Here is a 16,010-nt window from a genome sequence, read left to right on the forward strand (position 1 = left end):
CGCAAGAATCTGAGTGCGTGGTGTCACTTGTTGCCATACACTGGTGGTAGGCAATCTGTTCAGCAAATGAGGTCTATGCGATGGATGATGGCGAGACTGAATCACGTTACTGGCATGTGCTGGTGAGCCGTGCGCCAATGAACGACGAAGTGTTTTATTATGCGGTACGAACGACAGGGATCTTTTGTCGTCCCGGTTGCGCCTCGCGGTTGCCTCGACGTGAGCATGTGCTCTTTTTTGCTACGTGTGCAGAGGCTCTGTTGGCGGGTTTTCGCCCGTGCAAGCGCTGCCAGCCCGATAAGGCGCCCGATTTGGAACTGACGGCGATGATTGTTCAGGCTTGTCGACGCATCGATCACGACGAACAGGCACCGTCGCTTGCAACACTGGCTGCTGAAGCAGGTTTGAGTCCCTGGCATTTTCAGCGGGTTTTCAAGCGGCATGTTGGCGTGACCCCAAAACAGTATGCGATGCTACAGCGCTCGCGCCGTTTGCGCGAACGGCTCAAACATGACCAGTCGGTCACCGAGGCAATCTATGACGCTGGGTTTGCGTCAAGTAGTCGGGCGTACGAAGATGCTGCGCTGCGTTTTGGTATGAGCCTGTCACGTTATAAAGATGGAGCAGTCGGTATGATCATAGCGTATAGCATTGCTGAGTCGTCACTGGGCCTGGTGCTTGTGGCGACAACCGAACGTGGTTTGTGTGCGGTAGAGTTTGGGGACGATGAGGCGATGCTGCTGGCGCAGTTGCGCGCCAGTTTCCCTCATGCTGAACTTCAAGCTGCTGGCCCCGATGCTGAGGCAATCTTGCAACAAGTGCTTGCGCTCGTCGAGCAGCCTGAACGCACCCTGGATTTGCCGCTCGATATTCAGGGGACAGCCTTTCAGGAGCGCGTGTGGCAGGTGTTGCGCACCGTTCCCGTCGGGTCAACCATTAGCTACAGCGAGCTTGCCGAGCGTATCGACAACCCAAAGGCTGTCCGTGCCGTTGCCAGCGCCTGTGCCGCCAATCGACTCGCCGTGGTCATTCCGTGTCATCGGGTGGTGCGCAGCGATGGTGCACTCAGTGGCTATCGTTGGGGTATCGAGCGCAAGCGCGCCTTGTTGCAACGCGAACAAACAACGGAATCATAACAACCTACGCCTTGCGACCACATTATGCTACGCCTTCAGACTGATGGCGCTTGCGACAAGAACACGTACAATGAGCGAAGTTTGAAGCCTCGCACGTGGGTTGGGAGGCAGGGTAGAAGGATAAAGAAAGGCATATATGCTTGCGGTAAAAACAGTGGCGCAACAGGAACCGGTCGCACCTGCCCACCTGATCATCCGGGATATGGACTATAGCGACGCTGATTATGTCGCTCTGGTTGAAGTTAGCAATGCCTGTTATCCTGAATATCCTGGCACCATTGATGAGTGGAAGCATGAAGATGCGCATCGCCCGGCCCATCTCAAGTATCGGCGCTGGCTGGCAGAAGTTGATGGTACCGTTGTCGCCTATGGCAACTATGATCAATTTGAAGCGATGTACAATCCGCGCCTCTTCCATATCTCGGTTGGGGTGCATCCCGCCTGGCAGCGGCGCGGCATTGGTACTGCTTTCTATCAGGTGATCGTTGATGCGGTGAACGAGTTTGACCCGCTGCGCCTCCGTGCGCGTGCCCGCGAAGATTATCAGGCTTCCCTGCGCTTTCTTCAGCAACGGGGGTTTGTTGAGGATCTGCGTGAGTGGGAGTCACGGCTCGATGTCGCGACGTTTGACCCGACACCCTATCAGGATCACGAGGACAAAGTTCTCACCAGTGGCATACGCATTGCGACGCTTGCCGAGTTGATAGCGACCGATCCCGATCATCGCCAAAACCTTTATGCGCTTGATGGCGATCTTATGCACGATGTGCCCCATCCCGAACCAGCAACGGGGTTTAGTTACGAGACCTTCGAGCATTTCTATTTCAAGGGGCCAAATCTCATGCCCGAAGGTGTTTTTGTGGCCCTCGATGGCGATCGCTACGCCGGCCTCAGTGCGCTCTGGAAGAGCCAGGCCGACGCACGTGAATTGTATACCGGTCTCACCGGTGTCCGTCGTGAGTATCGACGCCGTGGCATTGCCCTGGCCCTCAAGTTACGGGCGATTGAGTTTGCCCGTCTTCGTGATGTCGCGGTCATCAAGACCTGGAACGAGTCGAATAATCGGCCCATGCTGAGCATCAACGAAGCGCTTGGCTTTGTGAAGCAGCCGGCCTGGGTAAGTTTTGTCAAAACGCTGAAGGACATATGAAGATAACCATCCGCCCTTTTCGCTATGATGAAGCAGATTACGAAGCGTTTGTCACGATTCGCAATGCCGTCTATCTCGACTATCCACATTCAGTGGCCGAGTGGCGTCGCTGGGACGACAAACGGGAGGAGCGGATGAACTTTCGCCGGTTCATTGCCGAGGCTGATGGGCAACCGGTCGCAAGCGCATTCTTCGAACACGTCCCGTGGATGTACCATCCGCAGAAATTCTTTGTCAATCTCTTTGTCCATCCAATGCACCGTGGGCAGACGGTGGGGACACAGCTCTACCATCATTTGCTGAACGAGCTTGCACCGTATGAGCCGGTGATGTTGCGGCATACGCTGCGCGAAGATCAAGCCGAGGGGATGCGGTTTGCCCAGCGCTATGGGTTTGTGGAAGAGATGCGCGCCTGGGAATCGCGGCTTGATGTGGCGAGCTTTGATCCTACCCGCTTTGCCGGGGCAGAAGAGCGCGTCCTCAACCAGGGTTTGACCATCACAACAGCCGAAGATCTGCTCGCCCGCGACCCCCAGTTCTGGCAGAAACTCTATGCGTTTGATTGTGAGGCGTCGGTTGATGTGCCCATGCCCGAGCCATATACCGCGCCCCCTTTCGAGGTCTGGGTCAGGCATTTTGAGGATAATCCGAGTTTCATCCCTGAAGCCTATTTTGTCGCGGTGGACGGCGATATCTATACAGGATCGAGCGCCCTCTGGCGCCGTGACCAGAGTGCTGACCTCGAAACCGGCTTTACGGGTGTCTTGCGGGCCTACCGGCGTCGCGGCATTGCCCTCGCGCTCAAGTTGCGGGCGGTGGCCTATGCAAAACAGGTCGGCACACCAGTCATCCGTACTGATAATGAATCAAGCAATCGTCCGATGCTGAGCATCAACGAAGCCATGGGTTTTGTGAAACAGCCAGCATGGGTTACACTATGTAAGCAGATGCAAAGCGCGTAAGGTGCGTTGAGGAGAAGAGTAATGACGCTGCCCCTGGTGCGGCTGGCAGGAACACCCTATGAGCAGGGCTTTGTACATGGCGAGACGCTCTATGAGCAGATCGAAAATAATCTCGGCGTCTATTTTGCCCGTTTCGAGCGTGAACTGAAACTTACCCGGGTTGAAACGCTACGGCGTGCCGATCGGTATGCCGAGGAAATCGCCGAACAGTGCCCCGCCTACCACGAAGGGATGCGGGGCATTGCTGATGGTTCGGGGGTGAGTCTCGCGGCCATTGCCGCCCTGAATGTGCGTTACGAACTCTTTTATGATGAGTTTGCCGAAAAGCCAATCCCTGATGGGTGTACGGCCTTTGCCCTTTTACCCGAAGCAACAACAACCGGTCACCTGTTGATCGGCGAAAATTGGGATTGGATCGCCGGGGTGCGCGGGGCGATCATTCATACCGAAGAGACTGATGGTCTGCGGACGCTAGCATTTACCGAAGCAGGCATTTTCGGCGGCAAAATTGGCATGAATAGCGCGGGCCTGGGCCTGCTGATCAACGGGTTGACCAGTCGCGATGATGATTGGTCGCGGTTGCGTCGCCCCTTTCACGCCCGCTGCTACGAGATCCTGCGCTCGCGGACACTGGAAGAAGCGATCCGGGTTGTCCTTGAAGAAGATCGCTCATGCTCGGCCAATTTTGTCCTTGCGCAAACACCTGATCAGGTGCTTGATCTTGAAACATCGCCCGACCGAGCCGGAACGTTGCACTGTCAGGCTGGGTGCCTTGTGCATTCGAATCACTTTGTCAACCCGACCGCCCTCGGCATTGTGGAACGCAATGTCGAGACGAATCCGCACTCGCAGCGACGCCATGCCCGCCTGGAACGCCTCTTGCAAGCCCATCGTCCCGTGAGTCTCGCGGATGTGCAGGCCGCACTGCGCGATCACGAGGGCTATCCCTATTCGGTCTGCTTTCATATTGACCCGAACGAGCCGCCAGAAGAGTTTTATGAAAGTGTGACCTCGTTGGTAATGGATCTGCAGGCCGGTACGCTGTATGCAACCGATGGGCCACCGTGTGGTACCGACTACGTACTGTATCATTTATAGGTAACGACCATGTGGCTTCTCGTTGGCCTGGGCAATCCGGGCGCTCAGTATGCACGCACCCGTCACAATATCGGCTTTGACGTGGTGGAGACCCTGGCCGCCCGGCATGGGCTGGAATTTGGTGGCAAGCGGGCCAACAGTTTGCTCGCCGAAGGCAAGGTCGCAGGGCAGCGCGTAGCGCTTGTCAAGCCGCAGACCTTTATGAACCTGAGCGGTCAGGCAGTCGCAGCCCTGCGTACGTGGTACAAGGTTGATGCTGCCCGTGAGATCTTGATTATCTATGATGATCTTGATCTGCCCTTTGCACGCCTCCGGTTTCGTGAACGCGGTAGCGCCGGAACACACAACGGCATGCGCTCAATTGTCCAACAACTTGGCACTAGTGACTTCGCCCGCCTTCGTATCGGGATTGGCCAGCCGCCAGGAAAAATGGATGTGGCCGCGTATGTCTTGAGTCGTTTTAGCAAAGAAGAGGCTGAACAGGTGCCCGACCTGATCGCGACCGCCGCCGATGCGGTTGATCTGGTCGTTCGCGAAGGATTAGTAGTTGCGATGAATCGTTATAATTGATATAGTAGAGATAAGCACGGCGGGTTTTACCGTGCTACGTACTGCATAGGCACGTAATACCCCATGCCCCTCTGGGAGGTAGGATGGTTAGCAACAAGCCAGCGCGTCTCGTTGCCCATACTGCTGAGTTGGATCAACTCCATGAGCGTCTGGATAATCTACAGCGTGGTGCTGTGCCGCTCAGATGCCTGGTCAATCTCTGTGGGGTCTATGGCATTGGCAAACGAACGCTGCTTACGCATCTTGATCAGCGTACGTTGTTACCTGATGACATTGTCAAGTTGCGTCTGGCATTACCGATCTTGCCACCTTCAGCGCGTTTCGTGCCTCTTGCGCTCAAGCAGGCGCTGCTCGATCAGATTGCAGCTTGTCATCCCGCCCTCACGATCTCGCCTGCGCCCATCAATGATCTGAATGCCGATGCGGCCCTGACCGGTCTGGCTGGGCAGTTAATTGAGCAGAGCACCTGCTGCCTCTTTTTGTTGGATGCAACCGTACGAGGGACGCCAATCGCCTTCAACTGGCTCGAACGCGGATTGCTGCTGCCTCTGGTACGCACTGATCACGTGATTGCAACGATCATCAGTCGCTCGCCCCTCCGCTGGCGTGAATTTGACACACGACGGCGGGCCGAGATCATGGTGCTTGCCCCGCTGAGCCTTGAAGAGACGGCCCTGCATCTCCAACTGAGCATCCCTGAGGCCGAGATCATCTATGGCCTGACCAGTGGTTTGCCTCTGGCGAACGAACTTGCGCTTCAGATGCAGGCTTATTTGCCTGTGCCATCAGAGTGGGAAACGGGCCATAAAGCGGATCTGATGGATCAGATTCTTGATGCACTCTATCAACTAGTTGGGCCGGATCTCTCCCCCGTGCTCCAGTGTGCGCTTGAAGTTCTGTCAGTCGTACGCGAGTTCTCGGTGCCCTTGATGCAGCGTCTGATCCAGCATACATGCGGTACGACAAGTGAAACAGCGCGCCAGACCTTCCTCTTGCTGATGGTCAAACAACTGCAAGAGCTTGATCTGGTGATCTGGGATCAGGCGAGTCTTTCGTATCGCGTGGCCCCGACGTTACGGCGCATTATCGGTACCTATGTGCGCTATACTGATCCGGAACGGTACGAGGCCATCCGCCAACTTGTCACCGACTACTATCGTCAAATGTTGGACGAAGTTCTGGTTTCCCGTCACATCCATCTTGTCGAATTTTTGTGGCATCTCCTTGACACACCCATACCCAGCGAGCACCGTCCGGCGCATTTGCTGCGTGGTCTGGTGACACGCTATCTAGTCAGCCCCGATGGACGGCAGATTGATGACGAGGAGATGAGTCAATTACAGATGTACCTGGTGACTGATCCCGATCTGCCCGCAGTGCTGCGGCGCTACGGAACCCACAGCCAGGAATTGGTTGCCATGCTAGAGGCCCAGCTTTCCAACGACGTTGCTGCATGAATGAAGCAAGAACGCTATGATCACTACCCTCGAAGCATATTTTCGCAGTGCCCGTCACCTGGTAGGCCGGAAGCGCGAGCTTGATCTCGTTGATCGGGCCTTGACACACGTTAAGGCCGAGAGTTCGGTGTTCTTGATCGAAGGACAAGGGGGGATCGGCAAAACACGGCTGCTGGCCGAGATTCGGCAACGCTGTCGCGAGATGAGTGAGGTGCTCTGCACCGAGGTGATTGATCTCTATCTGGGGCGCTATCTTCAGCCTGCCCGCATGCTGTATGCGCTTGCAACGCAACTCGAAGCTGATGCCGTGCGTTGGGGGCGGTCGCAACCCGCTTTCACCCGCTTTTATGAAGCGCACGAGCAATTCTATGCGACGCTTGGCCATGACGCTGAAGCGCAACGTACCCAACTCGAACAGATCTTTCTTGAATGCTATGCCAAACTGGCCGCTGCGCATCGCCTGGTGGTGTTGATTGACACCTTTGAGAAATTACACCCGGCGCTAGTGGATGCCCAGGAGTTTGATTTTCGCGAGCTTGGGAGGCTCGAACAGTGGCTGGCGCATCTGCTGAAACGCCTGCCCAATACGATCGTGATCCTCGCTGGACGCCCGCGGGCCGGTCAACGCAGGATGCTTACCGAGATTCTTGGCTCGATCCTGACCCCATTGACGATTGAGCCTTTTACGCTCACCGAAACGACTGAGTATATCGCCACTGAATTTGCCAACCTCACACCCCTTGACCCTAAACAGATTCAGTTACTCCATGCGATTAGCGCAGGGCGACCGGTTGTGCTTGCCGTTGCGCTGGCCTGTGCCCAGCAAGGCATTATTGATATTACGGCGTTGCCGCCCGAGTTTGTCTACCCGGCGAATCAAGCCCATCTCAGTGATGCGTTGGTGCAGCTGATTGTCGGCGATCTCTATCGGCAACGACCAGATCTGGCCCAGTTGCTTGCCCGTGCTGTCTATTTGCGCAAAGGTGTGCGTCGCGAGATGCTCGCCTTCCTCTTTGCTGAAGAAGGTGAGGTCGTTGAACCATTTGAACTCGATCAGCAACTCGATGAATTGACCGCTTTTGTGTTTGTCAAGCGGGTTGATGAGGATGAGCTGATCCTGCATGACGAGATGTACGAGTTGCTGCTGGGGAAACTGGCCGATCAGCAGGCGCTGTCGTGGTGGCGCCTGGCCGTGCAGTTTCTTGATCAGCAGATTGCGGCGGTCTATACACAACTGCAATCAACAGCTGCAGCCCTGTCGGCACCCTCAAGCTTTGCCAGCCTGCAGCAGCAACTCCAGAACCTGCAAATTGAACGTATGTTTTATCATATGTCAATCAATTTGCGCCAGGGCTATCAAATCTATCGCGAGTTGAGCACCAATGCGATTGAGGCCCGCGATGATGATTTTGACGCGCAATTACAAGAAGAATTAGCACGTTTCTTTGATCGTGACATGGCATGGGGGCGCCTCTATCGCCAACGCTTGTTGACGAGTGGCCTGACCTGGGAACGCATCATCTATGATGAAGCCATTCGCTGGGTCTATCGGCGCATGCTCACCCCAATGCCCGGCGGCAATGCATATAGTGCCGCTGTGGCGCTGGCGGAAGATGTACGGGAACGCTATCGTGCGATCTATGATCGCTCGCCACTAGCACGCTGCGATCTTGATGCCGCCCAGTTGCAGGCCGAGGTCTATATCGCCGGGCGCACCTCGCGTGGGGCACAGATTACCCACAACTATCAGGTGCTCGTCGCTGAGCTTGAGACAATCATTGGTCAACTCGATCCGGCTGATCCAGATGCCGCCTATGCGCAATTTATCCTGGCGAATGCGTATAACTACTGGGGCTATTTTGAACGCGTGCAAGAGCACTTGCAAAGTGCGATTACGAAATACAAAGAAGCGCTCCGTCTGTATCGGCAACTCGGCCCCGAGGTCAATAGCCTACACGCAGTAACGCTCAATAATCTAGGCTATGCGATGGGCCGCCAGGGTGATTCGGAACGTGGCCTGCGCTGCCTTGATCAGTCGCTCGCCCTGGTTGAACACGCCGGGGTCGCCTACCGCATCGCGACAACGCGCAATACCCAGGCCCATCTCTATGCCGATCTTGGCCGGATGGATCAGGCACTTCGTTGCGTCCAGGAGGCTCGACGGCTCTTTGCCCGCTTTGAGAGCGTCCGGGCCACCGCCCTCAATGCGAATGCCGAAGGCCGTATCCGCAGTCGCATTGCCGAGACAATGGCCGATCCTGGGCAACGCAATGCCGAGTATGCCCGTGCAGTGGCGGCCTATCGTCAAGCCATCAAAGGTTTTGATCAAGAGGGCGAGCTTGTGCGCCAAATCGAGGTACGCAGTGCCCTGGCCAAAGCGTTGCGCAATTGGGCGACCAACATGCCCCCCGGGCCAGCGGTGACAACCAGGCGCAATGAGGCCTTTGCATTGCTGACCGAAGCCAATACCCTAACGAATGAGACCACGTCGCGGCTGATTCGCTGTAGCATCCTTGAGGCAATGGCCGCGATCTGTGTGGACGAAAAGCGCTATGATGAAGCGATCACCCTGCTTGAAGAAGCCTGCTCGCTCTTGCCAGCAAGTTTGCAGGATCCCATGCGCTACGGTGAGTCTTCGGAAACCGTAGAATTGCGGCTCTATTGGCTGCGTTTTGCCCAGATCCAATGGCAGTATGCGGCAGTCGCCTTTGGTCAGGCGCATTATCACGATGCGTGTCTGCATCTCGTGCATACCTTTACCGGCCTGCTGGCCTTCTCGCCAGATGCCGCCCCCATCGAACGATTCCGCCATCTGGCACGCCGTGCGCTCACCGCACCGGGTGATCCGGCGCTGATCGAAGCACTGCGCGAACCGATGCACCAGGCCGCCGCTCAGAGTAGCGCCTCGATTTCGGCCCTTTCGCTCGTTGATCGCTTGCTCACTCAGGCAATTGAAGATATTGACCTCTTTGGAGCGTGATGGAATTGCAATTTCTCACGTTTAATTGAGGTAGAACAAGGAAAATCTTCAGTTGTGTGAGTATGCATGCATTCCATAGCACACATTTTGGTGCCAGAACAAACCTCGGTAGCGCTTAATGACTGCCGCTTGCCGTTGCCAGTCTATGTACAAGCACCCACGGGGACCAAGGATGACCTGGCAATCCACCGCCTGCGTCCACATCCTTTGCTCACAACGCTGGATCTGGATGATGGGGAACATGTCGTCGCATTTGTCCCATCCTTGAGCCAGGTAGCTGTGTTGAATCAAGCAGCCCTGGCGCTGATCCAGCGCTTGCCGCTCACCGAGGCCGCCGAGGCCGCCGAGGTGTCTGGTGCGCTGGTGCGGCTCGTCGAGATGGGATTGCTGGTTACGACCGACAGCCCGACGTTGCCACGTCCTGCCGAGCCAACGACGCTGGTGGCATGGCTGCATCTCACCAATGCATGTAACCTGCGTTGTACCTATTGCTATATCGAAAAGAACCATGAGGCAATGAGCCTTGCAACGGCATATCAGGCGGTTGAGGCAAGCATTGCCGCAGCCCAACGCCACGGCTATCGCGAGCTTGCCCTGAAGTATGCAGGTGGTGAGCCATTGCTGGCGTTTGATACCCTGGTTGCAACCCACCAGTATGCACAGGAGCAGTGTGCCGCCGCGGGCCTTGGCCTTGCGGCAACCGTGCTGACGAATGGCACTGGTTTGACAGCGCCGCGCGTGGCGCGTTTGCGCGAATTGGGCCTGGACGTGACTGTTTCACTTGATGGTGCCGCTATCAGCAATGACCAGCAGCGTCCAATGTGCAACGGCACTGGCTCAACGAAGGCCATTATGGCTGGGCTTGAACGCGCACAGGTGGGAGGGCTCAAACCCGCTGTTGCCTTGACGATCACCAGCACCAGTCTGGCAGGCGTGCCCGAACTCGTGGCGTGGCTGCTCGAACGTGACCTGCCTTTTACGCTGAGCTTTGCCCGTGATCACACCTGCGGCCGCAGTCATCGTGACCTGCTGGCCGATGAAGCGGCCCTGATCGAAGGTATGCGGACAATCTATGCCACGGTTGCGGCCAACCCACCTTCGTGGAGTCTGCTTGGTGCCTTGTTGGATCGTACCGATCTCTCGCATGCACATGGGCATGCCTGTGCCGCTGGATCACACTATCTGGTCATTGATCATCACGGTCGTATCGCCGCATGCCAGATGGCGCAACATATGCCCGTTGCTGATATCTACCACGAAGATCCCCTTGGGGCAATTCGCCATGACGAGCGTTTGCCGCTAGGTCGCCACGTCGACACCAAAGAGGGCTGTCGCACCTGTGTGTGGCGCTACTGGTGTGGTGGAGGATGCCCGCTCGCGACCCTACGGGCAACCGGACGCACCGATATCCAATCCCCCGATTGCAACATCTACCAAGCCCTCTACCCCGACCTGTTACGCCTCGAAGGATTACGCCTGCTGCACCAGCGCTGAAGATGCGTACGGACACGAAAAAAGCCAGCAATGCTGGCTTTTTTCGTGTCCGTAGTGACACGTTGCAACCTGTGCGCCTTGACAAATAAAAAAGATTAGTATAATCTAACTTCTAAATTTACACTATACTTACCAAAGGCATTGAAGGAGTGAAGTCTATGCCCAGTTTGCTCAAGCGTCGGTTCATGTTGACCCTGTTCACCATGGTTGCGCTGTTGCTCACCGCTTGCACCCAGGCAGCAACCCCGCCCGCCCCAACTGCTGAAATTGTCCGCGAGACCGTTGTGGTTGAGGTGACAGCCGAACCGCAGGTGGTCGAGACGGCCATCACGCAGCCTGCCACCCCGGGGAACCTGGTGATCTATTCAGGGCGCAGTGAGGCCCTTGTCGGCCCATTGATCAACCAGTTTGCTGCGGCGAGTGGGGTGGATGTGCAGGTACGCTATGGGTCAACCTCTGAAATGGCGGCAACCCTGCTCGAAGAGGGAGGCAATTCGCCTGCCGACATCTTCTTTGCCCAGGATCCCGGCGGTCTCGGAGCGGTAGCACAGGCTGGCCTGTTTGCGCCACTCCCCGCCGAACTGGTGAGTCAGGTGCCGACACGCTTCCGCTCACCCGAGGATCTGTGGATTGGCATTTCGGGTCGGGCACGGGTAGTGACGTACAATACCGATGCGATCAACCCGGAAGAGTTGCCAGCCGACATCTTTGATTTTACCGACCCGGTCTGGTCAGGACGGATCGGCTGGGCACCGACCAATGGCTCGTTGCATGCGATGGTCACCGCAATGCGCCAGGTCTGGGGCGACGAAAAGACCCGAGCGTGGCTCGAGGGCATTCAGGCTAACAATCCTGTTGTGTATGACCGCAACACCACGATTGTGACCGGCGTGGCCGCAGGCGAAGTTGACATAGGCTTCACAAACCATTACTATCTCTACCGTTTTCTGGCCGAGCAGGGCGAGGGCTTCAAGGCACGCAACCATTTCTTGACGGGCAGTGGCCCCGGGTCACTGATTATGGTCGCTGGAGCGGGCCGTCTTGCTAGTAGCCCCAACGAAGCGAATGCGCTGCGGTTTATCCAGTTTATGCTCTCGCCCGTTGCCCAGCAGTACTTTGCCAGTCAAACGGCTGAATATCCCGTTGTCGAAGGGGTGATTGGCCCGCCGGGCTTGCCCCCGCTCGAAGAACTCGAATCAGCCGCGCTGGACATTGACATGGCTGAGCTGGATGATCTTCAAGGGACGATCCAGTTGATGCAGGATGTAGGGGTACTCCCGTGACGGCTCCCAAGCGTAATTAGTCTGGAACCTAAAATTTCTGATGTTTCGGCACCCTGAGTACGCGGGCGTCCCGCCCGCTGGTGCTCCCGAAGCGGGCGGGACGCCCGCGTACCCAGGAAGGTCGGAAAACTTAAGTTACAGACTAGTAATGGTCTTTCAGCAATGAATCCGCTCCAGCCCACGAAGGTGGGCTTCGCATTTCCTAGCCGAGGGCTTGAAGCCCGACGGCATCGGGCGCATAGCGGATTCATTTCTGGAAAACCATTAGCCGGCTAAAGCCGGCACTCCAGAGCAACCCGGCGACTTTTTAGACAGTCTGTGGAGCTTTCAGGTTGAATCAAGCAAAGCTTTCTCCAATTAGACAGCAGCGCCAGCGTTCTTTCACGCTGCGCCAGCGCCTGCCGCACTGGTCAACCCTCCTACTCTGGGCAGGGGCATTGCTGGTCATGGCAGGTTTGTTGTTACCTACGGTCTATCTGCTCATCCGTGCCTTTGAGACAAGCGAAGCGGCGCTTCAAATCTTCATGCGCCCGCGTACGTGGGTCATCATCGGCAACACCACCGGCCTTGCGCTTGCCGTAACAGCCGTTTCAGCGCTGATTGCCGTGCCAATCGCATGGCTGACGGTACGCAGTGATCTGCCGTGGCGCCGCTTCTGGGCCGTGGTGACACCCTTGCCCCTGGTGATCCCCAGTTATGTCGGGGCCTATCTCTATATTTCAGCACTGGGGCCACGCGGTGCGTTGCAGCAGTTGCTCGAGGGGCTATTTGGCATTACACGACTGCCATCAATCTACGGTTTTACCGGGGCACTCTTTGCCTTGACGTTGATGTGTTATCCGTATATGCTGCTCAGTGTCCGTGCAGCGCTGATGCGGATGGATCCGTCGCTCGAAGAGGCGTCACGCAGTCTGGGACATAACGCAACAACAACCTTCTGGCGGGTTGTCTTGCCTGCCCTACGCCCCGCGCTAGGGGCAGGTGGGCTGCTCGTAGCCCTCTATACCTTGCGCGATTTTGGTGCCGTGGCAATTATGCGCTTTGATACCTTCACCCGGGTGATCTACCTGCAATACAGTTCGTTTGATCGCTCGCAAGCGGCATTTTTTGCGCTCCTGTTGATTGGTTTGACGCTTGTGCTCGTTACATTCGAGGCTCAAACGCGTGGGGCGGCACGCTATGCTCATGCGAGCGGCGCCGTGGCTCGCCCACCGACGATCATTGCGCTAGGCCGCTGGCGCTGGCCTGCCTTTGTTTTCTGTGCGCTCATTGTGAGCCTGAGCCTCGTATTGCCACTGACCATCCTGATCTACTGGCTGGTGCGCGGCTTGCTGGCAGGTGAACAGATGGGAAATCTGGGGTCAGCTGTCTGGAATTCATTGCTTGCCTCTGGTGGGGGAGCGCTTGTGACGGTGCTAGCTGCATTGCCTCTGGCGGTGTTGGTGGTGCGTCGGCCCGGTCGCTTCACGGCCCTGATCGAACAAATGGCCTATTCAGCTTTTGCCCTGCCTGGCATCGCCGTTGCGCTCGCCCTGGTCTTCTTTGGCATCAGTTATGCCCGTGGTCTCTACCAGACCTTTGCGATGCTGCTGTTTGCGTATGCCATTCTCTTTCTCCCGCAGGCGTTTGGAGCGCTGCGTACATCGCTCTTGCAGATCCATCCTGGTCTCGAAGAGAGTGCGCGGAGTCTAGGGTACCGCCCGCCGCAGGTCTTTCTGCGGGTGACCGCGCCGCTGATGCGCCCTGGCCTGCTTGCCGGGGCGAGCCTTGTTTTTCTGACTGCGATGAAGGAATTGCCCGCAACCCTCTTGCTTGCGCCGCTTGGTTTTCGCAGCCTCGCCACCGAGATCTGGTCGGCAGTGTCTGAAGCCTTCTTTGCCCGTGCCGCCGCGCCGGCTCTGTTGATTGTGCTGCTATCGTCAGTGCCAATGGCCCTGCTGTCGCTGCGCGAGCGTCGAGGTATGTCATGAGTCTGGTTTCGTGCGAAGGATTGAGCAAAGCATTCGGCCCGACCTGTGCCGTTGACCAGGTAAGCATGACGATCCAGCCTGGCGAGATTCTGGCGTTGCTGGGGCCAAGTGGCTGTGGCAAGACAACCGTATTGCGCATGCTGGCAGGTTTTGAAGCGCCCGATCAAGGCACGATTGCGTTGGATCAGCGCCTTGTCGCCGGGCCGGGTCTTCATGTGCCACCCGAAGAGCGTCACGTCGGCATGGTCTTTCAGCAGCATGCGCTCTTTCCCCATCTGAATGTCGGGCTGAATGTCGGCTTCGGACTGCGTGGCAAGGCACGTGAACGTCAGGCCCAGGTGCAGGCCATGCTTAAACTGGTCGAGCTCGATGGCTACGAACGACGGATGCCCCACCAACTTTCGGGGGGGCAACAACAACGGGTAGCGCTGGCACGGGCGCTGGCCCCGAATCCAGCGGTCTTGCTCCTTGACGAGCCATTTAGCAACCTCGACGCTGATTTGCGTACGACCTTGCGGGTGCAGGTACGGACGATCCTCAAACAACTGGGCACCACGGCACTCTTTGTCACACACGACCAGGAAGAGGCCCTCTTTATGGGTGATCGCATTGCCGTCATGCAAGCCGGGCGGCTCGAGCAACTCGCCAGGCCGCAGGAGCTCTTTCTTGCGCCAGCGACACGGTTCATTGCCGAATTCATTGGCCTTGCAGCCTTCATTCCTGCCACCGTCACCGCAGCGGGGCTTGCGACCGAACTCGGAACCGTGGCCCAGGCAATTGACGCACCAGTGGGAACCTCGGTTGACATGCTGGTACGCCCCGACGACCTCGAGCTAAGCGCTGACCCTCAGGGTAACGCACGGATTCTTCGCTGCACTTTTCGGGGGGGCGACTTTCTGTACGATGTCGCCCTTGCCTCGCAACGCACGCTGCGCTGTGTCTGCAACCATGTCCACGAATTTGCCCCCGACACCAGGGTGCAAGTCACCCTTGCCCCTGGACATCCCCTGGCATGGTTTCACCCCTTACAGTAGCGTCTAGTCAGTTTGCCCAAATACCACACCATAAATACTAGACACAGTATCCATAGCATCATGCCCGCAACGAGGAGTAGACTCGCGGTGTGCAGCGTGGCCACCGTGGGCCGCGCTTTGTTGTGCGCAGAAGGATTGCGCTAAAGGCAGGGAGTTGTGGGCGAAATCATCTGGCTAGGCGTTTTGCTAGGGGTCGGGGCAGCCCTGTCGGTAGGGCCAATCTTTGTCACGATTGTCCAGGAAGCGGCAACACGGGGGTTTCAGGCGAGCTTCCGCGTTATTCTGGGTTCGGCCACGGCTGACCTGTTTCTGCTGTTACCCGCCCTGGCCTTTAGCTGGATCATTGCCCAGGTAGCGGCTGCCTCCCTGTGGGTTGGACTCTTTGGTGCCCTATGCCTCTCCTATTTTGCCATCGAAGCGCTGCGCGATGCGCGGCGGCTCTGGCATGCTGAGATGGCAGCGGCGGCACCGCTCAGTTGGTCGTTCTGGAAGGGGGTTGTGGGCAACCTGGCCAACCCGTTGACCTGGACCTTCTGGCTGGCGACAGGAACGCCGACCATGCTCCGCACCTACGAACTCGGTGGAGCGATGGGGTTGATCCTCTTTACGGTGATCTGGTTTGTGGTTGCTTCAGGGCTCGAGGCACTGATTGCGCTGGCTATTTCGCGGTCGGGTCATATGATCGGCCCACGCGGACAGGCGGTTTTTACGAGTGTATCGAGCGTGATGTTTTTTGCGCTGGCGGGCATGCTGGTAGGGCAGAGTGTGTTGTTGTAGGGCTACCGCCTTACAACCCGCTGAGGTTTTGGGGACCCATGGCCCCCAAAAATCGTGCGTATGCTGACGAAAACAGCCAGCTTCGCTGGCTGTTTTCGT

At 57.2% G+C, this 16,010-nt stretch carries 12 protein-coding genes; all 12 read left to right on the forward strand.

Annotation, left to right across the window (positions count from 1 at the left end):
- Positions 1-80: 80 nt before the first annotated feature.
- The 12 genes from ada (at position 81) to EKD05_RS01235 (ending at position 15,911) form a co-directional block, all read left to right on the forward strand.
- Positions 81-1,136, forward strand: a complete 1,056-nt coding sequence (gene ada / locus EKD05_RS01180; protein WP_129670462.1) for a bifunctional DNA-binding transcriptional regulator/O6-methylguanine-DNA methyltransferase Ada — start codon at positions 81-83, stop codon at positions 1,134-1,136.
- 136 nt (positions 1,137-1,272) lie between these two features.
- Positions 1,273-2,286: a GNAT family N-acetyltransferase gene (locus EKD05_RS01185; protein WP_240695570.1), complete on the forward strand. Its 1,014-nt coding sequence runs from the start codon at positions 1,273-1,275 to the stop codon at positions 2,284-2,286.
- Complete coding sequence (locus EKD05_RS01190; protein WP_129670463.1) at positions 2,283-3,248, forward strand: GNAT family N-acetyltransferase; 966 nt, start codon at positions 2,283-2,285, stop codon at positions 3,246-3,248. The genes EKD05_RS01185 and EKD05_RS01190 overlap by 4 nt, the downstream gene beginning before the upstream one ends.
- Positions 3,249-3,269: 21 nt before the next feature.
- On the forward strand, positions 3,270-4,346 hold the full coding sequence (locus EKD05_RS01195; RefSeq protein ID WP_129670464.1) for a C45 family peptidase: 1,077 nt from the start codon (positions 3,270-3,272) through the stop codon (positions 4,344-4,346).
- Positions 4,347-4,355: 9 nt separating this feature from the next.
- Positions 4,356-4,916: an aminoacyl-tRNA hydrolase gene (pth, locus tag EKD05_RS01200; RefSeq protein ID WP_129670465.1), complete on the forward strand. Its 561-nt coding sequence runs from the start codon at positions 4,356-4,358 to the stop codon at positions 4,914-4,916.
- A gap of 83 nt (positions 4,917-4,999) precedes the next feature.
- Positions 5,000-6,373 (forward strand): hypothetical protein, encoded by a 1,374-nt coding sequence (locus EKD05_RS25610; RefSeq protein WP_165360527.1) that lies wholly within the window; start codon positions 5,000-5,002, stop codon positions 6,371-6,373.
- Positions 6,374-6,389: 16 nt separating this feature from the next.
- Positions 6,390-9,353 (forward strand): tetratricopeptide repeat protein, encoded by a 2,964-nt coding sequence (locus EKD05_RS01210; RefSeq protein WP_129670466.1) that lies wholly within the window; start codon positions 6,390-6,392, stop codon positions 9,351-9,353.
- Positions 9,354-9,443: 90 nt separating this feature from the next.
- The gene (locus EKD05_RS01215) at positions 9,444-10,847 is read left to right on the forward strand and encodes a radical SAM/SPASM domain-containing protein (RefSeq protein WP_165360528.1); all 1,404 of its coding nucleotides are present in this window, start codon (positions 9,444-9,446) and stop codon (positions 10,845-10,847) included.
- Between the two features lie 158 nt (positions 10,848-11,005).
- Entirely contained in the window at positions 11,006-12,130 is a 1,125-nt protein-coding gene (locus EKD05_RS01220) for an iron ABC transporter substrate-binding protein (protein ID WP_240695571.1), read from the forward strand.
- Between the two features lie 332 nt (positions 12,131-12,462).
- A complete protein-coding gene (locus tag EKD05_RS01225; protein ID WP_205703834.1) occupies positions 12,463-14,100 on the forward strand; it encodes an iron ABC transporter permease in 1,638 nt (545 codons plus the stop codon).
- Positions 14,097-15,134: an ABC transporter ATP-binding protein gene (locus tag EKD05_RS01230; protein ID WP_129670468.1), complete on the forward strand. Its 1,038-nt coding sequence runs from the start codon at positions 14,097-14,099 to the stop codon at positions 15,132-15,134. The genes EKD05_RS01225 and EKD05_RS01230 overlap by 4 nt, the downstream gene beginning before the upstream one ends.
- Before the next feature lie 156 nt (positions 15,135-15,290).
- Positions 15,291-15,911: a LysE family translocator gene (locus EKD05_RS01235; RefSeq protein WP_129670469.1), complete on the forward strand. Its 621-nt coding sequence runs from the start codon at positions 15,291-15,293 to the stop codon at positions 15,909-15,911.
- Positions 15,912-16,010: the final 99 nt, after the last annotated feature.

The organism is Candidatus Chloroploca sp. Khr17 (assembly GCF_004138165.1).
Classification (GTDB): domain Bacteria; phylum Chloroflexota; class Chloroflexia; order Chloroflexales; family Chloroflexaceae; genus Chloroploca.

Bases quoted from the DNA above. Each gene is read 5' to 3' on its own strand.
- EKD05_RS01185 (WP_240695570.1), top strand. From the start codon at position 1,273: ATGCTTGCGGTAAAAACAGTGGCGCAACAGGAACCGGTCGCACCTGCC.
- EKD05_RS01210 (WP_129670466.1), top strand. From the start codon at position 6,390: ATGATCACTACCCTCGAAGCATATTTTCGCAGTGCCCGTCACCTGGTA.
- EKD05_RS01230 (WP_129670468.1), top strand. From the start codon at position 14,097: ATGAGTCTGGTTTCGTGCGAAGGATTGAGCAAAGCATTCGGCCCGACC.
- ada (WP_129670462.1), top strand. From the start codon at position 81: ATGGATGATGGCGAGACTGAATCACGTTACTGGCATGTGCTGGTGAGC.
- EKD05_RS01195 (WP_129670464.1), top strand. From the start codon at position 3,270: ATGACGCTGCCCCTGGTGCGGCTGGCAGGAACACCCTATGAGCAGGGC.
- EKD05_RS01220 (WP_240695571.1), top strand. From the start codon at position 11,006: ATGCCCAGTTTGCTCAAGCGTCGGTTCATGTTGACCCTGTTCACCATG.
- pth (WP_129670465.1), top strand. From the start codon at position 4,356: ATGTGGCTTCTCGTTGGCCTGGGCAATCCGGGCGCTCAGTATGCACGC.
- EKD05_RS01190 (WP_129670463.1), top strand. From the start codon at position 2,283: ATGAAGATAACCATCCGCCCTTTTCGCTATGATGAAGCAGATTACGAA.
- EKD05_RS25610 (WP_165360527.1), top strand. From the start codon at position 5,000: ATGGTTAGCAACAAGCCAGCGCGTCTCGTTGCCCATACTGCTGAGTTG.